The organism is Spirosoma arcticum (assembly GCF_054779955.1).
On sequence record NZ_BAAGXG010000019.1, the window covers coordinates 84,883 to 102,167 of the forward strand.

18 protein-coding genes are annotated in these 17,285 nt (G+C 55.7%); 11 read left to right on the forward strand and 7 right to left on the reverse strand.

Going from position 1 to position 17,285, the window contains the following annotated elements:
- The first annotated feature begins 16 nt into the window (after nucleotides 1–16).
- Entirely contained in the window at nucleotides 17–676 is a 660-nt protein-coding gene (locus tag ACYVHB_RS27955; protein ID WP_461055193.1) for a deoxynucleoside kinase, read from the forward strand.
- A gap of 27 nt (nucleotides 677–703) precedes the next feature.
- Here ACYVHB_RS27955 and nuoH read toward each other — a convergent pair whose 3' ends face one another.
- From nuoH to ACYVHB_RS27970, 3 genes are all read right to left on the reverse strand, one after another.
- Nucleotides 704–1,828, reverse strand: a complete 1,125-nt coding sequence (nuoH, locus tag ACYVHB_RS27960) for an NADH-quinone oxidoreductase subunit NuoH (protein ID WP_461055194.1) — start codon at nucleotides 1,826–1,828, stop codon at nucleotides 704–706.
- Between the two features lie 19 nt (nucleotides 1,829–1,847).
- Nucleotides 1,848–3,320 (reverse strand): asparagine--tRNA ligase, encoded by a 1,473-nt coding sequence (asnS, locus tag ACYVHB_RS27965; protein ID WP_461055195.1) that lies wholly within the window; start codon nucleotides 3,318–3,320, stop codon nucleotides 1,848–1,850.
- A gap of 87 nt (nucleotides 3,321–3,407) precedes the next feature.
- The gene (locus ACYVHB_RS27970; protein ID WP_461055196.1) at nucleotides 3,408–3,839 is read right to left on the reverse strand and encodes a hypothetical protein; all 432 of its coding nucleotides are present in this window, start codon (nucleotides 3,837–3,839) and stop codon (nucleotides 3,408–3,410) included.
- A gap of 149 nt (nucleotides 3,840–3,988) precedes the next feature.
- Between ACYVHB_RS27970 and ACYVHB_RS27975 the strand changes: the two genes are divergently transcribed.
- The 3 genes from ACYVHB_RS27975 (at nucleotide 3,989) to gloA2 (ending at nucleotide 5,162) form a co-directional block, all read left to right on the forward strand.
- A complete protein-coding gene (locus ACYVHB_RS27975) occupies nucleotides 3,989–4,495 on the forward strand; it encodes a SixA phosphatase family protein (RefSeq protein ID WP_461055197.1) in 507 nt (168 codons plus the stop codon).
- 77 nt (nucleotides 4,496–4,572) lie between these two features.
- Nucleotides 4,573–4,767 (forward strand): hypothetical protein, encoded by a 195-nt coding sequence (locus ACYVHB_RS27980; RefSeq protein WP_461055198.1) that lies wholly within the window; start codon nucleotides 4,573–4,575, stop codon nucleotides 4,765–4,767.
- 5 nt (nucleotides 4,768–4,772) lie between these two features.
- Nucleotides 4,773–5,162, forward strand: coding sequence for an SMU1112c/YaeR family gloxylase I-like metalloprotein (gene gloA2 / locus ACYVHB_RS27985; protein WP_461055199.1), 390 nt, complete (start codon nucleotides 4,773–4,775; stop codon nucleotides 5,160–5,162).
- A 100-nt stretch (nucleotides 5,163–5,262) separates the two neighbouring features.
- On the opposite strand, the gene ACYVHB_RS27990 is transcribed toward gloA2, so the two are convergent.
- Entirely contained in the window at nucleotides 5,263–6,471 is a 1,209-nt protein-coding gene (locus ACYVHB_RS27990; RefSeq protein ID WP_461055200.1) for an aminotransferase class V-fold PLP-dependent enzyme, read from the reverse strand.
- A 117-nt stretch (nucleotides 6,472–6,588) separates the two neighbouring features.
- Between ACYVHB_RS27990 and ACYVHB_RS27995 the strand changes: the two genes are divergently transcribed.
- From ACYVHB_RS27995 to ACYVHB_RS28020, 6 genes are all read left to right on the forward strand, one after another.
- Nucleotides 6,589–7,125, forward strand: a complete 537-nt coding sequence (locus ACYVHB_RS27995) for a hypothetical protein (RefSeq protein WP_461055201.1) — start codon at nucleotides 6,589–6,591, stop codon at nucleotides 7,123–7,125.
- Between the two features lie 182 nt (nucleotides 7,126–7,307).
- Nucleotides 7,308–8,717 carry a glycosyl hydrolase gene (locus ACYVHB_RS28000; protein WP_461055202.1) on the forward strand — a complete coding sequence of 470 codons (1,410 nt, stop codon included), beginning with the start codon at nucleotides 7,308–7,310 and terminating at the stop codon, nucleotides 8,715–8,717.
- Nucleotides 8,718–8,815: 98 nt separating this feature from the next.
- On the forward strand, nucleotides 8,816–10,261 hold the full coding sequence (locus ACYVHB_RS28005; protein WP_461055203.1) for an oxidoreductase: 1,446 nt from the start codon (nucleotides 8,816–8,818) through the stop codon (nucleotides 10,259–10,261).
- Complete coding sequence (locus ACYVHB_RS28010; protein WP_461055204.1) at nucleotides 10,258–11,028, forward strand: 3-ketoacyl-ACP reductase; 771 nt, start codon at nucleotides 10,258–10,260, stop codon at nucleotides 11,026–11,028. The genes ACYVHB_RS28005 and ACYVHB_RS28010 overlap by 4 nt, the downstream gene beginning before the upstream one ends.
- A gap of 95 nt (nucleotides 11,029–11,123) precedes the next feature.
- Nucleotides 11,124–12,428 (forward strand): Gfo/Idh/MocA family protein, encoded by a 1,305-nt coding sequence (locus tag ACYVHB_RS28015; RefSeq protein WP_461055205.1) that lies wholly within the window; start codon nucleotides 11,124–11,126, stop codon nucleotides 12,426–12,428.
- 143 nt (nucleotides 12,429–12,571) lie between these two features.
- Nucleotides 12,572–13,819, forward strand: a complete 1,248-nt coding sequence (locus ACYVHB_RS28020) for an MFS transporter (RefSeq protein ID WP_461055206.1) — start codon at nucleotides 12,572–12,574, stop codon at nucleotides 13,817–13,819.
- A gap of 97 nt (nucleotides 13,820–13,916) precedes the next feature.
- Here ACYVHB_RS28020 and ACYVHB_RS28025 read toward each other — a convergent pair whose 3' ends face one another.
- Nucleotides 13,917–14,711 carry a hypothetical protein gene (locus ACYVHB_RS28025; protein WP_461055207.1) on the reverse strand — a complete coding sequence of 265 codons (795 nt, stop codon included), beginning with the start codon at nucleotides 14,709–14,711 and terminating at the stop codon, nucleotides 13,917–13,919.
- Nucleotides 14,712–14,930: 219 nt separating this feature from the next.
- Complete coding sequence (gene xerD, locus ACYVHB_RS28030; RefSeq protein ID WP_461055208.1) at nucleotides 14,931–15,836, reverse strand: site-specific tyrosine recombinase XerD; 906 nt, start codon at nucleotides 15,834–15,836, stop codon at nucleotides 14,931–14,933.
- A 4-nt stretch (nucleotides 15,837–15,840) separates the two neighbouring features.
- Here xerD and aroQ point away from each other — a divergent pair, with 4 nt between their 5' ends.
- Entirely contained in the window at nucleotides 15,841–16,263 is a 423-nt protein-coding gene (aroQ, locus tag ACYVHB_RS28035) for a type II 3-dehydroquinate dehydratase (protein WP_461055209.1), read from the forward strand.
- A 10-nt stretch (nucleotides 16,264–16,273) separates the two neighbouring features.
- Here the strand turns inward: aroQ and ACYVHB_RS28040 are convergent, their stop codons facing one another.
- Entirely contained in the window at nucleotides 16,274–17,146 is an 873-nt protein-coding gene (locus ACYVHB_RS28040; RefSeq protein WP_461055210.1) for a LysR family transcriptional regulator, read from the reverse strand.
- Between the last annotated feature and the right edge of the window lie 139 nt (nucleotides 17,147–17,285).

The following is a 17,285-nucleotide window of genomic DNA, read 5'->3' on the forward strand; positions in this document are numbered from 1 at the left end:
ACCTATTCACTCTTCCATGCACATCGCTATAACGGGAAATATTGGGGCGGGCAAAACGACGCTGGCCGAACAGTTAGCCAATCACTACGGTTGGGAGATTCTGTACGAAGCCGTTGAAGGAAACCCGTACCTCGCTGATTTCTATGCCGATATGCCGCGCTGGTCGTTCAACCTGCAGGTGTATTTCCTGAATAGCCGCTTCGCGCAGGTCAAGAAAATCATGGCGGTCCGGCAGGCGAATGAAGCAAACCCCGACCGACCGACCACCGTTGTGCAGGACCGGACCATCTACGAAGACGCGGCCATCTTCGCCCGTAATCTGCAAGAGAGCGACCGCATGACCAGCCGTGATTACGAGACGTACCGGGGTCTGTTCGACAATATGGTCAGTCTCATTCACCCGCCCGACCTAATGATTTACCTCCGCGCCGATCTGCCCAAACTCCGCGAGCAAATCAGGAAGCGCGGTCGGTCGTTTGAGCAATCCATCAGCGACGAGTACCTGAACCGCCTGAACCGGCTCTATGAAGAGTTCGTCGCATCCTATCAGGACGGCGAACTCTTGATTGTGGACGTGAATTTGCTGGATTACGCCGGTCGCCCCGCCGATTTTGCCGAAGTCGTGCGGCAAGTCGATGAGCGGCTGGCGGTGCTGGGCGGCAAGGTGGTTAGTTAGCGAGTCTCAATGATCTCTTTGTCACACTCATACCATTAGCAGCCGCCACACGCCCGAAATGAGGAGCAGAATCAGTCCCATCGGCGTCAATACTTTCCAGCACAGGTGCATCATCTGATCGACCCGGATGCGGGGAAACGTCCAGCGGACCCACATTTGCAGCAGCACCATAAAGTACACCTTGCTCAACAGCCAGAACCCGCCCGTCACGTTACCCCAAATCGTGCCCGGTGCCCCACTCGTCCAGTCGGCGAGTTGCAACGGACCCAGGTTGGGCAGGGGCGTGTTCCAGCTACCCAGAAACAGGACTGCTCCCAGAAACGATACCAACAGCATCATGGCGTATTCGGAGAGGTAGAGCAGGGCAAACCGCATTCCTGAATACTCGGTGTGAAAGCCACCCACAATCTCCGATTCGCCTTCTGGCAGGTCGAACGGAGCACGGTTGCTTTCGGCTAATGTGCAGATGAAAAAGACGACGTACGCCACCAGCAAAAACGGGTTGCGTAGAATGTTCCAGGAAAAAATACCGCCCCAACTTGTCACGTCTACCCCCAGAGCTTTCAGGCCGAACAGGTAATTCGTTTGTGAAGTGTAAATGCCCTGCTGGAAGCTGATTTCCTGCAGATTGAGCGTCTGCCCAATCATGACGACGCACAGAATCGTGAGACCCAGCGGAATTTCGTAGGAGATAATCTGCGCCACCGACCGCATCGCCCCAAATAGTGAATACTTGTTGTTCGAGCCCCAGCCCGCCATCAGAATACCAACCACGTCGAACGAGACAATGGCCATGAGATAGAATACACCCACGGCCGCGCCCGACCCCTGCACGTCGGGCGTGAGGGGCAGCACCGCAAAGCCCGCAAACACCGACGCGAAGATGATGGCCGGGGCCAGCAAAAACAGCCGCCGGTCGGCCGCCGTGGGCACGATGTCTTCTTTTTGGAGCAGTTTCAGCAGATCGGCGAAAAGTTGGAGCAGTCCCCATTTGCCGGTTTCCATTGGCCCCAGCCGGTCCTGCATGAACGCCGACACCTTGCGTTCAGTGTAGACACCAACGATAACGAAGCCGGAGGCAAGAGCGAGAAAGATGGGAAGTGCGAGCACGATGGTAATGATGAATGATGAATGATTTACACCGGCAGGCATTCATCATTCATCATTAGTTTTAGAATTCCGCCTGTTTCGGTGCTCTTGGGAAGGGGATTACGTCGCGGATGTTGCCCATGCCCGTCACGAACAGCACTAACCGCTCGAAGCCCAGACCAAAGCCCGCGTGGGGTGCCGACCCGAACCGGCGCGTGTCCAGATACCACCATAAGGCGTCTGGTTCAATGCCCACTTCCTGCATCCGGGCGGTGAGTTTGTCGAGATCGTCTTCGCGCTGGGAGCCGCCAACGATTTCGCCAATGCCCGGAAACAGCACGTCCATTGCCCGGACCGTCGGGCCGAATACTTCGCCCCGGCTGTTTGTAGCGGGAGCATCGTCCTGCTTCATGTAAAACGCTTTGATGTCGCGGGGGTAGTTGGTTAGGATCACCGGTTTTTTGAAGTGCTTCTCCACTAAGTACCGCTCGTGTTCCGACTGCAAATCGACGCCCCAGCTCACTTCGTACTGGAACTGCCCTTTTTTCGCTGGCTTCGAGTTTATCAGAATATCGACAGCCTCGGTGTAGGTGAGCCGCTCGAACTCATTGCTGATGACGAACTGAAGTTTTTCGAGCAGACTCAGCTCGCTTTGCTCTTCTTTCTTCCGGGTCTTTTCTTCCTCTTTCAGGCGGTTATCCAGAAACGTCAGATCGTCGGCGCAGTGCTGTAGTGCGTACCGGATCACAGTTTTGACGAAGTCCTCGGCCAGATTCATGTTGTCCTCCAGTTCGAAAAACGCCATTTCCGGCTCAATCATCCAGAACTCGGCGAGATGGCGGGTCGTGTTCGAGTTCTCAGCGCGGAAGGTTGGTCCGAAGGTGTAAATTTTGCCTAATGCCAGCGCCCCTAACTCGCCTTCTAACTGCCCCGATACGGTCAGGTTAGTTTCGCGGCCAAAAAAATCCTGGCTGTAATCGACTTTTCCGTCTTCGGTGAGGGGCGGTTTAGTGGCGTCGAGGGTAGTAACGCGAAACATTTCGCCCGCACCCTCGGCGTCGGACGCCGTGATAATAGGCGTGTGGAGGCAGAAAAAGCCGTTGTCGTTGAAGTACTTGTGCACCGCAAACGCCAGCGCGTGGCGGACCCGCAGAATGGCACTGAACGTGTTGGTGCGCGGGCGTAGGTGGGCAATTTCGCGCAGAAACTCCAGCGAGTGCCGCTTGGGTTGGAGTGGGTATTTATCGGGGTCGGCGGAGCCGTAAATGTGGACGCTGCTGATCTTCAGTTCAATCGTCTGCCCGGCCCCCTGCGACGCCACCAACTGACCCGTAATGGCTACGCAGGCCCCGGTGGTGATGAGTTTCAGTGTATCGTCGGACAGTTGACCAGCTTCGGCTACTGCCTGAATCGTGTTTATCGTGGAGCCGTCGTTGAGGGCAATGAATATGGCGTTTTTGCTTTCGCGCTTGGTGCGGACCCAGCCTTTGATCGTGACCGCATCAGGGCCGGGCTGGGCCGTTTTTAGTAAATGCTGAATGGATTGATAACTCATACTGAAACCGCAACGGGATGTGTTTACCCCCGCAAAAGTAGGCATTGCCGCGTGAATCGTTCATAGAGATTTCAGCGATGCCATTAGCTACCACGTCAGATCGGCGGACCAGTGTTCGCGACTCAGGGATTTCACTAAGTAAGCAAATTCGTTGGGGCGGATTTCCAGCCGGGCACGCAGGGGAAAGCTGATGGGCCAGTCCCACCAGTCCGGCACCTGATCGAAACTGAACTCCAGATCAAGATAAATGGTCTGAGCGTCGGGGCCAGTCACCCGCATAATCTGGCGGACATCGCCCGGCAGCGCGAGCGGTTTCGATGCATCACTGTCCGTCAGCCAGGATTGGATGGAAAGAAGTTCGGTTTCGGTAAACAACCGCAGGAAGCGCAGCCGCAGCGGTTCAGGGCGCGGTGGGTGCGAGGGCGGACGGCGGGGCCAAAGGGTACCGCTCAGCGAAACCTGCTCCTTGTCGAAGTGGAGTGCAAACGACAACGTACTACTTTCGCCCTGAAAACGCATGGTGGTTAGCTACAGTGCAATTGCAGCCGTAATTTTATAGCTTGTAAAATTAATTCCTTTCCTGACCATCAACATCAAAATGAATTTTATTGTTGAAGTTATCTTTGACAAACAAAATTTGGTGTCTCCGTTAGCTATCTTCTGACTTTATGCCTGTTACGCTCTATATCGTCCGTCACGCCAAAGCCGAGGATCGGGCCACGTTCATGGCCGACCACGACCGACAGCTTACTTCCGAAGGTATTATAGCCGCGGCCCGCATGGGTCGTTACCTGCGCGACAAAGTCATTAAGCCGGACGCCATTGTGAGCAGCACGGCACCCCGCGCCAAAGACACCGCCCGTGTACTGGCCGAACAACTCGGTCACGACCCGGCGCAGATTCGCTTAGACAGTGCCCTCTTCGACGGTGGACCAAAGGCATATCTGGCCGTTGTTAATGCGCTGCCGAGCGAGGTGCAGTCGGCCATGATTGTGGGGCACAACCCCGACGTGTCGTACTTTGCCGAATTTTTGACCCACCAGTCCATCGGTTCCATGAGCAAGGGGGCAGTCGTGGCCATAACGTTCGACAACCTGAATTGGGCCGACGTGTCCGGCCGAACGGGCAGCATGGTGTTCCAAATTGGCCCTAAACAATTAAACAATGAGCAGTGATCAGCCACAGCTATCTGCCACGGATGAACCTTGGCTGCATACTGTTGGTTGTTGGCTGCTCACCGATCACTGAGATTATGAACCGCAATCGCCGTATTTTCATCGTTGTTTTCGTCGTGTTCACCGCCGTCGTCGCATTGCTGGCTATCGACATGGGCCGTCGGACCACGGCCCCCTGGAACAAACGCCGACAGGCTGAGCGGGCGTTTCCCGCAGGAAAAAACGCCATCGTTATCGACTCGCTCACGGCCGACACGCTGTTGCTACCCTGAACGACATGCTCAAACTCACGGCCGTTCATCACATCGCCATCATCTGCCGGGATTACGAAATCTCGAAACGGTTTTATACCGAAACACTGGGTCTGACCGTAGTGAGGGAGGTGTACCGGGCCGAACGTCAGTCGTATAAGCTCGACCTCGCTCTGGACGGACAGTACGTGATCGAGTTGTTTTCCTTCCCCAATCCGCCCCCGCGCCCATCCCGCCCCGAAGCGCTGGGGCTTCGTCACCTCGCGTTTGCCGTTACTGACTTAGATGCCGCCGTGGCACACCTCAACGAGCAACACGTACCCACCGAACCGATCCGCGTTGATGAGCACACCGGTCGCCGGTTCACCTTCTTCGCCGACCCGGACGGCTTACCGCTGGAGGTGTATGAGAGGTAGAGTCAGTCAGTCGGTTAGTCAGTGAGTAGCTGACGCTCGAGTGTTGCTAACGCCGGTCCGCCGGTGCGGTCAGCTACTCACTGACTAATCGACTGACTGACTAACCAACTTGTTGTTTCAACACCCCAACCAGCGCGTCGACGTCGTTGGGCGTGTTGTAGAGGTGCGGGGCAATGCGCAACACCCGCGCCCGCGCCGATACCGATACGTTTTCGGCTTGCAGCGCCTGCGAAACCGCCATTGGGTCGGCGTGGTCGGGGAGCCACAGCCCAACGAGGTGATGGCTCCGGCCGGTGGGGCCACTGGCTGGTTCGACCCGGCACCCGAGCGATTCCAGCGCGGGCCAGGCGTCGGCCAGCAGGTTTTTGGCGTATTCCTGAATGCGTTCGGGTTGCCAGTCGAGGAGTTGTGTCAGGGCCGTTTCGAGCATCGGCATTTGCAGGAAATGCGTATGCTCCCCTACGTTATACCGATACGCTTTCGGGCGGTAGGCGGGTTGGTAGTCTGTCAGGCGATGAAACTGGTTGCTGTCGAGCCGGTTCATCCACCCTTCTTCAAGCGGAATGCCATCGTCAAAGGCGGGGCCGTAATATGCCAGGCCGAGCGAATACGGACCCATCAGCCATTTGTAGCCCGCGCAGATAACGGTATCGGGCTGGATGGCATCGAGGTCAAACGGCAACGCACCAATGGACTGCGTCCCGTCGACGGCTAACCACGCGCCCACTTCCCGCGCCCGCTGCCCGATGGCTTCCAGATCAAAGCGAATACCGTACATCCAGTGCACCGCTGGCACAACAACCAGCACCGTATCGGGTCCAATGGCGTCCAGCAGCCGTTCGTTCCAGGCCGGGCCTTTCGGAAAACCGGCGGGCATCGCAACGACCGTGACTACCAAGCCCAGTTCGGCGCAAACCCGATCCCAGGCGTAGACGTCGCTCGGAAACTCACCGCCCACCAGCACAATACGCTGCCCCGGCCCAATGCCCGGCTTGCGCGGCAAATTGCGGGCCACCACGCCCATGCCGTAGGATACGGACGGAATAACGGCGATGCGTTCCGCCGTTCCGCCATTCTGGTCAGACGTATTAATGAGTTGGGAAAACAGGGCACGAACGCGGACGGCTCCGCTGAAAAACTCGTCGGGGTGCAGCCCGAATGGATTGGCGTGCCGGGTCAGGGCGTCGTGCCCGGCCTGCTCAACGGCCCGGCTGAAGGGAGAGCGGGTAGCGCAATTGAGGTAGTGAATTGATTCGGGCAACGAAAATTGGTCTTTCTGTACGCTAAGGGGGGCAGATTCGGCAATCATAGCTGGGAAGAATGAGCTTGTAAGATACAGAGAACGGGTGAAATACTGAAAACGGAAATGATGGGTTTGGCACGACGTTTGTAAACAATTCCTTGTAATCTAAACACATTGGTTTGTATGACGACCCTGTTGGGCATTGGTTCCCGCGTTTGCCACCCCGAATTTGGCGATGGCGTTGTGATCAATCTGAAGGCCACTGGCTACACCGTTACGTTTCTGCAACTGGGGGTGAAAGTGCTCAAATTCGATGCGCCCCTGTCGGTGATTGAAGCCATTGAGCCAGACGGCGATCAGGTGAGCCTGTTCGACGTGGAGCAGACGCTGACGCGGGTGCTCCAGCGCTGGGTCGATCAGACCGAACTGGTGCCGCTGGGTGACAAGTGGAAAGGCGGTAAGCTGATTTTGAAACCCGGCCGGGCCGATTTGTCGCAGAAGGAAATGCCGATCGACGCGTTTTTTCACAAGATCGTGATGGTGCGCGACCGCCTGCGGGTACTCGAACAGCGTATCAATGCCAGCGTCCTGGACGATGAAGTGAAAGTTGACATTCAGCAATACATCACCAGAATATACGGCAGTTTGACCTCGTTCAACCTGCTCTTCAAACACCCCCATCAGCAGTTCACCGGCGAGAAAATGACCGTCGACGCCTAAGTTTTTTTCATGTAGTTTTGGGTTAGTTAGAGTCGGGGTTCCCCGCTGCCGGTTCGGTGGCGGGGACTTTTTGTTTAAAGCGTTACTGCCTTATCCAGGTATCCAGCTGGGAACACGGTAAAAATGGGTAAGGTGGCTGCTTTTGCGCTTGTCAAAGCATCGTTTACTGCCTTTCGTTCCGCATGATTCAGATTAACCACGATCTACAACCCGCCGATTTCGCCGAAAAACTCGACCACTTCTGGGTACTATCTGCAAAAAAAATCCGCTTAATCGACGAGCAGTACGACCCGACGAATGGCTCACCCGTTTTCACCGTTCGGGGTCAGTACAGTACGCGCGGCTGGACGGAATGGACCCAGGGCTTTCAGTACGGCTCGGCCATTCTTCAGTACGATGCTACTGGTGATCCTTATTTCTTAGAATTGGGCCGCCGGAAGACGGTCGAACTGATGGCCCCTCACATCAGCCATATTGGCGTTCACGACCACGGGTTCAACAACGTCAGCACCTACGGCAACCTGCTGCGGCTGATGGTGGAAGGCAAAATTCCGTTCGACCAGCAGGAACGTAACTTCTACGAACTCGCCCTGAAAATATCGGGAGCCGTTCAGGCCAGCCGCTGGACAACGACCAAAGCTGGCCGACCGGAAGCCCGTACGCCCGCCGGTGCGGGATTCATTCATTCCTTCAACGGACCGCACTCGCTCTTTGTCGATACGATACGGTCGTGTCGGGCGCTGATGCTCAGTCATAGCTTAGGCCACGTGTTCCAGGGCGAAGGCGACGTAAAAATCAACCTGCTTGAACGGGCTATTCAGCACATGCGGGCCACCGCCGATTATTCCGTCTTCTACGGCGAAGGCCGTGATACGTATGACGTGTGGGGCCGCACCGCCCACGAGAGCGTGTTCAACACGAAAGACGGCAATTTTCGCTGTCCCAATTCGCAGCAGGGGTATTCAGGCTTCACGGCCTGGACGCGCGGATTGGCCTGGGCAATGTGCGGTTTCGCGGAAGAACTGGAATTTCTGGCCACGCTCGACGATAGCGAACTGGAACCCCTCGGTGGGCGCGACGACATCGAGGCCTTTATGGGCAAAGCCGCCCGCGCCACCTGCGATTTTTACATTGACCACACACCCACCGATGGCGTCCCGTACTGGGACACGGGTGCGCCCAACCTGCCCGCCTTGGGCAACTATCTGGACCGCCCGGCCGATCCGTATAACAAACACGAACCGGTCGACAGCTCAGCGGCTGCGATTGGTGCACAGGGCCTGTTGCGATTAGGTAACTATTTGATAAGTAGGGGAGACGCCGAAGCCGGACAGCGCTACTGGCAGGCGGGCCTGACCGTGTTGAACACGCTGCTCAATGAACCCTACCTCAGCACCAACCCGACTCATCAGGGACTGCTGCTGCATTCCATTTACCACCGTCCGAATGGTTGGGACTACGTTCCCGAAGGAAGCAACATTCCATACGGTGAGTCGAGCATGTGGGGCGATTATCACCTTCGGGAGGTGGCCCTGTACGTTCAGCGTATGGGTAATGCTAAGCCGTATTACACTTTCTTTAATTGTCTGTAAAAAGATATAGACCGTAGATTTTTATGATTGTTAGGACTCTTTAAGATCATATTTTATCCTGACAATCATAAAAATCTGCGGTCTATATATGCACATAAATGAGCGCGAAATACAAACCCCAATACCCCCGAATGGCCCAGTTGAAAACGGCAACGGATTTGCACAATTACCTGCAAACCAACGCCATTGGCCTGCCTTTCGACGGCGAACTGCTACCGCCCGCCGACAGCCCTTTCAACCGTGCCATCTCGCTTAAATCGGGCCGAACCATTGGGAATAGCCTGTGTATTTTGCCGATGGAGGGCTGGGACGGCACGCCCGACGGTCGGCCCTCGGCCTTTACCCGGAACCGCTGGACGAAGTTTGCCGTGAGTGGGGCTAAGTTGCTGTTCGGTTGTGAGGCCGTCGCCGTCAGCCACGCGGGTAAGGCCAATCCAAATCAGTTGGTGCTGAACGCCGATACGTTCGCCGACTTCGTTGACCTGCGCCAAGGATTACTCCAGCAGCACACCGAGCAGTTCGGCCGTACCGACGATCTGTTGATTGGTCTGCAACTGACTCATTCGGGGCGGTTCTGCAAACCCAACAACCACAAAACCTTTGAGTCGAAAATCCTGTATGCCCATCCATACCTCAACGGACGGTTCGGCATGGCGGCCGACTACCCCACGCTGACCGACGATGAGATTGACCAGATCATCCAGCAATACGTCGACGCGGCCGTGCTGGCTCAGAAAGCAGGTTTCGATTTTGTGGACATCAAGCACTGCCACGGTTACCTCGGCCACGAGTTTCTGAGCGCGGTGGATCGGCCCGGCCCGTACGGCGGCTCGTTTGAGAACCGTACGCGCTACCTCCGTAACATAGTCGCCGGAATTCGGCAGGCTGCGCCTGGGCTGGACATGGGCGTCCGCCTGAGCGCGTTCGATCTGTTGCCGTTCAAAAAAGGACCCGGCGAGGTGGGCATTCCCGAACCCGCCGACCAGTACCCATTTGCCTTCGGTGGGCGGTCCGACGGGCTGGGTATTGACTTGGCGGAGCCGAAGGCGCTGCTTGCCCTGATCGAGTCGCTGGGGATTCAGTTGGTGTGCATCACGGGCGGAAGTCCCTACTACAACCCCCACCTGATGCGCCCCGCCCTGTTTCCGCCCTCGGATGGCTACCTGCCGCCCGAAGACCCGCTACTGAGCGTGAAGCGGCAACTCGACGTAACGCATGAATTGAAGCGGGCCTTTCCTGAATTAGTCATTATTGGATCGGGATATTCGTATTTGCAGGAGTGGCTGCCCCACGTGGCGCAGTACGTGCTGCGAACGGGCATGGCCGATAGCGTGGGATTTGGGCGGATGGTGCTGTCCTACCCGACTATGCCTGCCGACATGCTCGCGGGCCGGTCGCTGACCCGTAATCTGCTCTGCCGAACGTTCTCGGACTGCACCACGGCCCCCCGCAACGGCCTTATTTCGGGCTGTTATCCGTTGGACCCGCACTACAAAAAGCTACCCGAAGCCGATCAGTTGAAAGCGCTCAAAGAAAGCCTGTGAAACGCGTAGCCTTCATAACGGGTGGTAGCCGGGGGATTGGCTACGGGATTGCCGAACACCTCGCCCGCGCTGGATTCGATCTGGCCATCAATGGAATACGCTCAAAAGAATTGGCGCAGGAAGCATTAGATATGCTTCGGGCGTTGGGGGCGGAGGTGATCTACTGCCCCGGCGACGTGGCGTTGAAAGAGGCACGGATGGAGATGCTGAATAAGGTTCGGGACCATTTTGGGCGGTTGAACGTGCTGGTGAATAACGCGGGTGTAGCCCCAGCGGAACGGCGGGATATTCTGGAAGCAACGGAAGAAAGTTTTCAGCACGTGCTGATGACGAATTTGCAGGGCGCTTATTTCCTGACGCAGGCAGCCGCCAACTGGATGATTCAGCAGCGGGTGGAAGGACCGGAGTTCACGGGCTGCATTGTCAACGTGTCGTCTATTTCGGCGACGGTGGCGTCGGTCAATCGGGGTGAGTATTGCGTGGCGAAGGCGGGGTTGAGTATGGCGACGCAGTTGTTTGCCGCCCGGCTGGGTGAGTATGACATTCCCGTGTACGAAGTCAGGCCGGGCATTATCCGCACCGACATGACGGCGGGGGTAACGGATAAATACGACAAGCTGATTGACGATGGACTTTGCGTTCAGAAGCGCTGGGGCTACCCCGACGATGTGGGCCGGGCGGTGGCTGCGCTGGCTCGTGGCGACTTCCCGTACTCGACCGGGCAGGTTATCCTGGTCGATGGCGGGCTGACCCTGCCGAGGTTGTGAGTAAGAAGGATTCCCCTATGTCTTAATTGCTTGACTATAAACCGACAAGGCTTCAGACGCTTTGTACAGTTGATTTCTAAACCCAATGACCAGTTATGACTAATCAATCAGATTCCCGACGGAAGTTCATCAAAACCGCAGCCACTGGCTCGTTAGCCGTGCTGGGTATGCCAACCCTTATTCCGGCGCATGCCTTTGGGGCGAATGACCGGGTGCGCGTGGCCGTTATCGGCGTGAACGGGCGCGGCACCGACCACATTGCCGGTTTCTCGAAACTGGCCAACGTCGAAGTCGCTACGCTGTGCGACGTGGATAAAAACATACTGGCCAAACGGGCCGGTGAGTTCGAGACGAAGTACAACCGGAAGGTGCAGATGATGGAAGACCTGCGCCAGGTTTACGAAGACAAAAACATCGACGCCGTCAGCATTGCCACGCCCAACCATTGGCATTCGCTGGCGGCTATCTGGGCGTGTCAGGCGGGTAAGGATGTGTACGTGGAAAAACCCGGTTCGCACAACCTCCGCGAAGGCCGGAAATTAGTCGAAGCGGCCGCCAAGTATAAACGCATCGTGCAGCACGGGGTCCAGCTACGCAGTTCGACGGCTATTCAGGAAGTCATCAAACACCTGCGCGACGGACTCATCGGCAAGGTGTACATGGCGCGGGGCATCGTTTATAAATGGCGGCCCGATATTGGTAATCTGGGCAATTCGCCAGTTCCCGACGGCCTCAACTGGGACCTTTGGCAGGGACCTGCGCCCGCCAAGCCGTTCAGCAAAAACTACGTTCACTACAACTGGCACTGGTTCTGGAATTACGGCAACGGCGACATTGGGAATCAGGGCATCCACGAAACAGATCTGTGCATGTGGGGACTGGACGTTGGACTGCCTGAAGAAATTACGTCGGCGGGGGGGAAGTTTCTGTGGAGTGACTGCCGCGAAACGCCCGAAACCCTGACGTCCGTTTATAAATACCCGAAAGAAGGCAAGGTCATTCAGTTTGAGGTTCGTCCCTGGATGACCAACAAAGAAGACGGCGTCGAAATCGGCAACATCTTCTACGGCGACAAAGGGTACATGGTCGTCAACGGCTACAGCGACTACAAAACCTTTCTGGGCAAAGAGCGGGCACCCGGCCCGGCGGGCAACGCCGGTGGCGACCACTACCTGAACTTCATCGAAGCGGTTCGGGCGCGGGATAAAGCCAAACTAAATGGCCCTGTCGAAACGGCTCACCTCTCATCGGGTATTGCGCACCTTGGCAACATCGCGTATCGCTTAGGCCGGACGTTGAAATTCGACCCGAAGAAGGAAGAGTTTCTGAGCGATTCGGAAGCAAATGCCATGCTGACCCGCAAATATAGAGCGCCATACACGGTTCCTCAGCAGGTTTAGTTTTTGTCATAGCTTCGGTGTTTGTCATTCCAACGCAGCCGGGCGGCCGGTGCCGAGGAATCTCAATTTCCATACCTCGAGTAAAGCCCCTTGAGATTCCACCTGCGTCGGAATGACAAAGCAATTTCACCAAACCCCCATTTATGGTCCAACATCCCATAACCAAGCCTCGTAGTCTTGCCCGGCAACTCCTGCAACTTCCGGTGCTGGTAGCCGCGCTGGGTTATTTAGTCGATATGTACGACCTGTTTTTGTTCAGCGTTGTGCGGGTGCCGAGTCTGAAAGCGTTGGGTACGACCCCCGACCAGCTGTTGCCCGATGGCATCATGCTGCTGAACATGCAGATGGCGGGCCTGCTGCTGGGCGGAATTTTCTGGGGGGTGCTGGGCGACAAGCGCGGGCGACTGTCGGTGCTGTTCGGTTCGATTCTTATCTATTCGTTGGCCAACATCGGAAACGGATTCGTTACGACGCTCAACCAATACGCGGTACTGCGGTTTGTGGCGGGGGTTGGGCTGGCGGGTGAGTTGGGAGCGGGCATTACGTTAGTGACCGAAGTGCTGCCGAAGCAGATTCGTGTCTACGGCACCACCATCGTTGCCACAATGGGCGTTCTGGGCGCTATTATGGCTTATTTCGTAGCTGATTTGTTCGCGTGGCGCAATGCGTATTTTATTGGTGGCGGGTTGGGATTGCTGCTGCTCGTTTTGCGGGTGAATGTGTTCGAGTCCCCCATTTTTGAGACACTGAAAGAACGGCAGGTGAAGCGGGGCGACCTGCGGATGCTATTCACGAACAAAACCCGTTTTCTGAAATACCTGCGATGCATTCTGGTTGGTTTGCCGATCTGGTTCGTCGTTGGTATTTTGATTACGTTCTCGCCGGAATTCGGGCAGGCAATGGGCTTGTCGGAGCCGGTGGTGGCGGGCAAAGCGGTTATGCTTTCCTTTGCCGGGCAGGTGTTTGGCGACGTGGCCAGCGGCTTGCTGAGTCAGCGCCTGCGAAGCCGCAAAAAGGCTATTTTCGGCTTCATTCTGCTGTCATTAGTCTTCGTGAGCGTGTATTTGCTGGCCCCATTGCGGGACATCGACGTGTTTTATTTAGTCTGCGTCTTTCTGGGCGTCGCCAACGGCTACTGGGCCTTGTTCGTCACCATTGCCGCTGAGTTATTCGGCACCAACCTCCGCGCCACCGTAGCCACCACGGTTCCTAATTTTGTGCGGGGTGCCGTTATTCCGCTGACATGGCTGTTTGTGCTGGGTAAAGCGCAGGTTGGCGTTTTGTACAGTGCACTGGGCATTGGGTTGCTGACGGGCATCCTGGCGTTGGTCGCGCTGAGCTTCATGGAAGAAACCTTCGGCAAAGACTTGAACTACGTCGAAAAAGATTGAGGGGTAAAGGGTGTTTAGTGTGTAAGTATTTAAGTGTGCGGGTGTCTAAGTTTTTGAACCGCAAACACCTATACACTCATACACTAAACACCCTTCATTACTTTGCTGTGGTCGGACGGGTTGTGAATTCCTGAAACCGGAACACTTCCTGCCGCACGACCTCGAAGGTTCGGTTCATCTGATTCTGAGCGTCGGTTGGTTTCTGGTCGGCGATTCCCGCCAGCACGTTCAGGTTAGCCACGGGCCGGGCCACAGCAAAACTGTACCCTTTCTCGCTGCCGTTGGGAACTACCAGTGCCGAAAAGCCCCATGCCCCCAGCCGGTTTTGTTCCACTTGCCCGGCTCCCGCCCGCTTCATCGGGTCAATCATGGGGCGCCAATTAGCCTGCGGGTCGCGTAGGCGCAGGAAATCGACTACGACGGTTGAGAATTTGTCGGGGCGGAACGAGGGTCCGAACAGGGCGTCCGCATTTTCCCAGACTTCAAACTTTACGACGGGGGCCGTCTGCCGGTCGCGTTTCTGGAGATTAGCCATGCGGGTTTGCACACTGTCGCCGTACAATTTAGTCATGGCTGCGGGCGATGCGCCTTTGATGGCCATTTCGCGGGAGACAATGCAGGTTACGTAGTCGTACTCATTGGCGTTCGGGTTTGAACTCATCTGCTTCACCATCATGTGCCAGCCAATCAATTGGCCCTCGTCAACGGCCGCCTGATTGATAGCCCGCCATTCGCGTTCGACGGACAGGGCATCCTGAATGGTCAGGCCGGGGGTGAGTTTGTGGTAAATCAGGTAGGTGTACGTCTTCGGGGTGGAACCGGACTGCGCCAAAGCAGCGGTGGCGAAGATGGAATGCAACAGGAGTAAGCAGGGGACTAACAGACGTTTCACGGGAAGGGGATTTGATCAGGAAGTAAACCAGTACAGCCCTCATTTTCTACTTATCGACTGATAACGCAGCTACGGCACTTCGCTCTTAACGATTGCCGAATCGTATTTTTTAATTTAACCTGAGTTATGAATAAAGTTGCTGACCGCACCGGCGGTCTGGTCAGCAATACATTGAATGGCAATGCTTTATCGCTCTCACTATCCATAATTCACGTTAATCTATCGCTTTTTACTTCTCGGATGGTACTCTTTCAGCGTCTGCTGCAAATAGTCGCGGTCGAGGTGGGTGTAGATTTCGGTGGTCGTGATGGATTCGTGGCCGAGCATTTGCTGCACGGCCCGCAGGTCGGCCCCGCCCTCAATGAGGTGCGTTGCAAACGAGTGCCGGAAGGTGTGGGGGCTAATCGTTTTTTTGATGCCCACTTCAGCGGCCAGCTTTTTAATGGTCGTGAACACCGTGATGCGCGAAAGCTGAGTGCCGCGCCGGTTCAGGAAAATAGTGTCTTCGTCGCCCTTCTGCACATCCAGCGTGTTACGAATGTGCTCAACGTAAATCCGGGTGTAGTGCATCGCATCCTGACCAATGGGCACCAGCCGCACTTTGTCGCCTTTGCCCAGTACCCGGATAAATCCCTCAGTAAAATAGCAGTTGGTGAGCCGCAGGCCGAGCAGTTCCGACACGCGCAGGCCCGAACTGTAGAGTACTTCGAGAATGGCCCGGTCGCGGGTGCCGCCGGGCGTGGACAGGTCGACGGCGTCGAGGATGGCTTCGATTTCGGGGAAACTGAGCGTGTCGGGCAGTTTGCGGCCGAGTTTGGGGGCTTCGAGCAACTGCGTCGGGTCGTGCTGAATCAGGTTTTCGAGCAGCAGGTACTTGAAAAACGATTTCAACCCCGACAGCATCCGCGCCTGACTATGAGCCGCCAGCCCCAACTCGCCCAGGTACATCAGAAAATTCAGCAACTGCTTCTCCGACACCTGCATCGGCGACAGGGCCGGATCGGTCAGCAGAATATATTCGTGGAGTTTTTCGGCGTCGTGCAGGTAAGCCTCCACCGAGTTTTCGGCCAGCGACCGCTCCAGCTTGAGGTAATTCTTAAAGGCGTTTATATAACTTTGCCACATAGCTATGAAACAGATTCTCATCATCAACGGCCCCAACCTGAACCTGCTGGGTAGGCGCGAACCGGACATTTACGGCAGTCGCTCGTTTGTCGATTACCTGAAAACCATTGAGGAACTGTTTCCTGACGTGCAACTACGCTATTTTCAGTCGAACCACGAAGGCGAACTGCTCGATAAGATTCATGAATTGGGATTCGACGTCGACGGTATCGTTATCAACGCGGGGGCGCTGACCCACACATCAATTGCCTTAGCCGACGCGCTGTCGGCGGTGACGGCCCCGGCCGTGGAGGTGCATATTTCCAACGTTCATGCCCGCGAAACCTTCCGCCACCACAGCTATTTGTCGGCCAAGTGCAAAGGCGTTATTGTCGGTCTGGGTCTGACAGGCTACGAACTGGCCGTTCGGTATCTGATTGCTTTGTAAGTGAGTCGCGTTACAAACCACTGACCAGCCCAACCAATGCCTGAATCACAGACGATGCTTTTCCGGTTTTATAGGCAACTGCCTGATTAATTTCTACCCCTGTAAAGGGTGTACCGTCGGCGTTCACTAAGGCTTTTGACACCACGCCGGGCACTCGGTCGGCGTCGAAAAACGTGGGAACGAACGCAATGCCAATGCCCAGCCCGACCAAAAGCTCAATCGACGTAACCTCCTGAACGATAAACGATTCCCGGCTAAACCCGGCCCGGCGGCACATCTGCTCGATCTCCTCAAAAACTGTATGAACCGATTTGTTAATCTCAATCCACTTCTCCCGCTTCAACTCGTCGAGCGTCAGCGCAGGACGGTCTGCCAAGGGATGGTCTCTGGCTAAAATAACTTTTAAGGTGCCTGTCCGGAACGAGGAGGCTGTTAGTTCGGGGTGTTTGAGTGGCAGCAGTGTTGCGCCCAAATCGACAGTTTCGTCCATAAGGGCCTCCTGCACGGCCAAAAACGTGGGAAACTCAACTATTTTGAGTTCAACTTCGGGAACGTGTACCGCGAAGAGCTTGACGATCTCCACAATCCGATCACGGATCATCATTTTATAGACGCCCAGTTTAATAACGTTTTGCCGGAGACCAATTCGGCGGGCGCTTTCAACGGCTTTAGCACTTAGCTGAAGAATTCGCCGGGCTTCCACCAAAAAAACCGTTCCTGCTTCGGTTAGCTCAACCTTGCGTTGCTGGGTACGCTTGATGCCCACAAATAACTCTACACCAATTTCAACTTCGAGTAGTTTAATCTGCTGACTCAGTGCAGATTGTGAGACAAATAGCTTTTGGGCTGCGTGGCCGAAATGCAACTCGTCCGCTACGCCCACAAAATATTTTTACTGTCGCAGCTCCATCTGTTAGTTGATAAGTAAGTAATCAAGCAGAATTAAGTTTGATATTAGTTTGAGTATTTTTCATGATGAGTTTTGTGAAATTGATGGTGTACGTTGAACCATACTCTTTAAA

Coding starts and splice junctions, on each gene's coding strand:
- ACYVHB_RS27955 (WP_461055193.1), top strand. CDS start 17: ATGCACATCGCTATAACGGGAAATATTGGGGCGGGCAAAACGACGCTG.
- nuoH (WP_461055194.1), bottom strand. CDS start 1,828: ATGCCTGCCGGTGTAAATCATTCATCATTCATCATTACCATCGTGCTC.
- asnS (WP_461055195.1), bottom strand. CDS start 3,320: ATGAGTTATCAATCCATTCAGCATTTACTAAAAACGGCCCAGCCCGGC.
- ACYVHB_RS27970 (WP_461055196.1), bottom strand. CDS start 3,839: ATGCGTTTTCAGGGCGAAAGTAGTACGTTGTCGTTTGCACTCCACTTC.
- ACYVHB_RS27975 (WP_461055197.1), top strand. CDS start 3,989: ATGCCTGTTACGCTCTATATCGTCCGTCACGCCAAAGCCGAGGATCGG.
- ACYVHB_RS27980 (WP_461055198.1), top strand. CDS start 4,573: ATGAACCGCAATCGCCGTATTTTCATCGTTGTTTTCGTCGTGTTCACC.
- gloA2 (WP_461055199.1), top strand. CDS start 4,773: ATGCTCAAACTCACGGCCGTTCATCACATCGCCATCATCTGCCGGGAT.
- ACYVHB_RS27990 (WP_461055200.1), bottom strand. CDS start 6,471: ATGATTGCCGAATCTGCCCCCCTTAGCGTACAGAAAGACCAATTTTCG.
- ACYVHB_RS27995 (WP_461055201.1), top strand. CDS start 6,589: ATGACGACCCTGTTGGGCATTGGTTCCCGCGTTTGCCACCCCGAATTT.
- ACYVHB_RS28000 (WP_461055202.1), top strand. CDS start 7,308: ATGATTCAGATTAACCACGATCTACAACCCGCCGATTTCGCCGAAAAA.
- ACYVHB_RS28005 (WP_461055203.1), top strand. CDS start 8,816: ATGAGCGCGAAATACAAACCCCAATACCCCCGAATGGCCCAGTTGAAA.
- ACYVHB_RS28015 (WP_461055205.1), top strand. CDS start 11,124: ATGACTAATCAATCAGATTCCCGACGGAAGTTCATCAAAACCGCAGCC.
- ACYVHB_RS28020 (WP_461055206.1), top strand. CDS start 12,572: ATGGTCCAACATCCCATAACCAAGCCTCGTAGTCTTGCCCGGCAACTC.
- xerD (WP_461055208.1), bottom strand. CDS start 15,836: ATGTGGCAAAGTTATATAAACGCCTTTAAGAATTACCTCAAGCTGGAG.
- aroQ (WP_461055209.1), top strand. CDS start 15,841: ATGAAACAGATTCTCATCATCAACGGCCCCAACCTGAACCTGCTGGGT.